We start from the raw sequence: 4,039 nt of genomic DNA on the forward strand, positions 1-4,039 counted from the left end.
GAACCGGGTCAACCTCAATTACCTCCTCGGAGGCCGCTGAAGGTTGCTTCGCCTCCTTTACGAATAAAGAATCGCTATCTGATCAAAGAGATAGGACACAATGCGACAACTGAACCGTTCTCAAGCACGCACTCCGCAGTTCTTTTCTTCCGAAAAGGCGGAGTCGTACAAGAAAAAAATTCATGAATACCTTGAAAATCCAGATTTTCGAAGGCCTCCCGAGTTCAGGTGGGAGAGTGATGATCGATACGAAGTGCAGGAGGCGTTACAGAACTGGACCCATGGAAAATGCTCTTACTGTGAAAAAAGACGCACTCTCATTGGAAGCGATGCTTGGGGGATAGATCATTTCAGACCTTTACGAGCGGCAGACCGGGGAAGGGGGAAAATAGACCGCCTTCACTATTGCTGGCTGGCGGTGGAGTGGGTAAATGTCTACTATGCATGCCATGCATGCGCATCGATAAAGGGGAATCTATTTCCCCTATATAGAGGACATGGCGAGTTAGGTGCGAGTTTAGAATCGTTACGCCGGACTGAGACTCCTGTGCTGATTGATCCAGCCTACGATAGGGTGGAAAAGCATTTGACTGTAGCGCCGTCAGGAAGGATGTATGGTCTCACACAGCGAGGATCTGAGACAATTTCGCTTCTTGACCTGAATCGCCAGGAATTGCTTGACGGCCGCGAGGATGCGCTACGTGAGTTTGTTTCGAAATGGAATGATGCCTTCGAACAAAGAGAGAGGCCAAACTCATCTCTGACATTCGAACAAGTTAGAGAATTACTTGCACCTGAGGCGAGCTTTTCGGGCGCAATATCCCTTCTGCTACATCGGTTGCTGCCAAAGAGAGTCCGTAGGAAGGATCTGCACTCGATATCGGAATCGCATCTTCGACAAATCCTCGACGCTATCGGCGCGATCAATCCGGGCGAGGTTGACCGTGAGATTGAAGCGCGCAACCACGCGAGAGGTTCGCAATATTTTCTTGGGCAAGCGCACCGGCGTGCACGGCCGATCCGCCGAATAGAAATCCGAAACTTCAAGGGGATCCGGGAGGCCGCGGTGGACTTTCCGATGCCGGAAGGGAAGGACACCCAGTGGGTTGCATTCGTTGGGCCAAACGGTGTTGGCAAAACATCGCTGCTTCAAGCGCTGGCGCTTGCATTGGCTGGACCTGTTGTCGCATCGGAGATGATCGACGATGCGAAGACGATTCTTTCTGAGGGCGCATCTGCTGGGGAGATAAGACTCGAATTCTGGCACTCCGATGAGGCCAACCTTCTAACGTTCGATAGAACTAGTCGAAGGTTTGGCGGATTCGCCTCTACGCCTTCTCCTGTTCTTGCATACGGAGCGTATCGCTTACTGGCTCGTAGAGTCTTGCCGCGGAAGCAACGACGCAATGATTTCCGTCTACTATCGCTTTTTGACGAGCACGCAAAGATTAATGGGCCGCACGGCTGGTTCACAAAGCTTGCTGGGCAAAGATTGCGTGATGCAGCAGACCTTGTGCAACAGTTGATGCTGGAGCCAACTGCGCTCGTGAACATCGTAGATTCGAAGGTCGAAGTGCGAATAAATGGCCGCGAGCAGCCGATCGATGCAATGAGCTCCGGGTTGCAGAACATATTCTCCCTGGCGACCGATATTCTGGAGGTTGTGTACTCTTGGGGGGACAGTGCTTTGGGAGCGCAAGCGACAGTCTTGATTGATGAGCTGGATGCTCATTTGCATCCGGCCTGGAGACTCCGCATCGTAGAGCGACTGCGGCGGGCGTTCCCGATGATCCATTTCATCTATAGCACACACGATCCTTTGACCCTGCGAGGCGTCCGCGGACAAGACGTCCAGATCTTAAATGCATCGGAGCAAGGGACGCTGTCAGCTCGGTCTGCGCCGGGTGACATCGACGGACTATTCGTCGATCAGCTTCTCACTTCCGATTTGTTTGGGCTCAATACGACGTTGGACGAGAAACTGGACGGTGAATTTGTCCGGTACTACGATTTGCTGGCGCGGGGTGATTCCCGCTTGAACGCACGTGAGCGAGACGAACTGCGAGGGCTTGAAGAGTCTCTGCACGATGAAGGAATGATGGGCGTGACCCAGCGAGAGAGAATAATGTACCGCGTGATAGACAGGCAACTCGCGACCTTACGAGATGGAGAGGGAGGCGAACTGTCGGAGGACGCGATCAAGCTCATCGAAGAGCTCGTGCAAAGTAACCAAGAGTACAAGGGGTTGCTAGGTGATTAAACGAGACCGGCCGTTTGGTAGCGAACCTGAGATTTTACAAGGCGACCGCGCGACGAACGAGCAAAGCCGCGCTTCCGGTTACTACGCGACGACACCTGGTGGCTTCCCGGCGTTCCCCGGCTTTCATATTTACCGAGACGCGGAGGTGAAGCAGGCGCTTAACGCGATTTTTGAAAAGAAGTGCGCGTACTGCGAGTCGAGATTCGTGAATCAAGGGGTCCAGGTTGAGCATTTTCGGCCCAAGGGGGGAGTGCAGCTGACACGAGCCCCGGTGGCTACAATTGGTTATTGGTGGCTCGCATCGGAATGGACAAACCTACTTCCCGCATGTAGTGATTGCAACACGGAAACTGATCATTTTCTGCCCGACGGATCTGTGAGGAAACTCGGGAAGGGAAACTACTTCCCCTTGATGCCGGGTCAGGGGTGTGCCCCTTCGAGGGGATACCTCCATACAGAATCGCCGCTACTCATCAATCCGACGCTCGATGATCCAAATCGTTACCTTGAGTTTACTGTCGGCAGTTTTGGTGAGCGAACCCGGTCCTTTGTTCGTCCTGCCGAGCTCGACCCTATTGGTTTGATGAAAGCGGAGGCGACAATAGAAGGCTTCGGCCTGAACCGCCGACGGTTGGTCGCGGCGCGTACGGCCAGATTGACTTCACTGGAACGGGAGCTATTCGCTTGGCGAAGGCTGGTAATGTCAGCGGACAAGATGGCGTCCGAAGCTGATAAGGAAGCGACCCTGATGGAGGCGAAGACACTGCTCGACGATATCCTGAGTAATTTCGTCAAACACAACAAACCTTACTCTGCTGCTTGCTTCGCGTTTGCCAAAGAGTGGCTGGCAGGCGATCGGCCAGGAATTGTGCCTCGGCAGATCAACGACGACGTTGATGATGAAGACGAGGACGACTATGAAATCGTCATCTAAGGCGGTTCGTGCGATTTGTGGGGAAACGCCGATCCTGCCACTATCGGGTCGCCGCCGGCTCGGACCTCGACGGTCGTGGCCGACGTCAACGCACAGAGGACTGCCTCACGGCGGGATGGACCTCAACACAGCAGGATTCGAGGTCCGTCTTGCAGAAGTTCCAAATCGCTTTGGTCAACCGTTGGTGTCAACCCACTCACGAGCCCAGGCGATGCCGGCCGCCATCGCATCGTCTTCCGTGCGGAAGAACTCGAGCACGCCGCTGGTCCCAACAACTCGCCCCGCCTGGATGACAGTCCCACTCGAGGCAAAGGCTTCCCCTCGTGAATCGAGTGCCCGTAGATCGCATATCCCTTGTAAAGATCAGTTTCCATCGCGTGTTCGGTGCAATGCTGTCAATGGTGTGTTACTCGATGTATCGGTACGTTGCCGAAAATCAAGTGCATCATGTAGTCACGGTCCCGCCGTATCTGTTTCTCAAGGAAAGCGCTTCATAGCGTCGGCCGGTGCCGGAGGCGATTCCGACGAGAGCCCCCCTTGGCGCGAACGCTCGTCGTTGAAGAGGATGCGCAGGCGCTCGAGCGCAACCAGGTTCGAGCGCGTCTCGTCGCGCCAGGCTCTCTGAACCGCTCCGCAGAGTCCATCCATCTCCGCGACGAGCTTTCGCATCCGTACGACGTCAACTATCAGCCGCCGAACTGCCTCGTCGTACTGGTCACCGGACCCGTGCCGACGCCACAACTGACGCAGCTCTACCAGCGTTGGTGATGGCATTTCCGGCAAGATACGACGGATCACGAGATGTCTCGAATACTGTATGAATATAAGGGCTATCCACTTAGCAC

The 4,039-nt window shown here is 54.6% G+C and carries 4 protein-coding genes; all 4 read left to right on the top strand.

Going from position 1 to position 4,039, the window contains the following annotated elements:
- Positions 1–186 (top strand): hypothetical protein (locus tag BN2476_RS47895; protein ID WP_218274620.1); only part of this gene is annotated, 186 nt, incomplete at its 5' end.
- 361 nt (positions 187–547) lie between these two features.
- Positions 548–2,260, top strand: a complete 1,713-nt coding sequence (locus tag BN2476_RS44780; protein WP_160111899.1) for an AAA family ATPase — start codon at positions 548–550, stop codon at positions 2,258–2,260.
- On the top strand, positions 2,253–3,194 hold the full coding sequence (locus BN2476_RS44785; RefSeq protein WP_143811249.1) for an HNH endonuclease family protein: 942 nt from the start codon (positions 2,253–2,255) through the stop codon (positions 3,192–3,194). Before BN2476_RS44780 ends, BN2476_RS44785 begins: the two co-directional genes overlap by 8 nt.
- 537 nt (positions 3,195–3,731) lie before the next feature.
- Positions 3,732–3,962, top strand: a complete 231-nt coding sequence (locus BN2476_RS44795; protein ID WP_087740481.1) for a hypothetical protein — start codon at positions 3,732–3,734, stop codon at positions 3,960–3,962.
- The last annotated feature ends 77 nt before the right edge of the window (positions 3,963–4,039 follow it).

The sequence above is a fragment of the Paraburkholderia piptadeniae genome, assembly GCF_900007165.1.
Lineage (GTDB): Bacteria > Pseudomonadota > Gammaproteobacteria > Burkholderiales > Burkholderiaceae > Paraburkholderia > Paraburkholderia piptadeniae.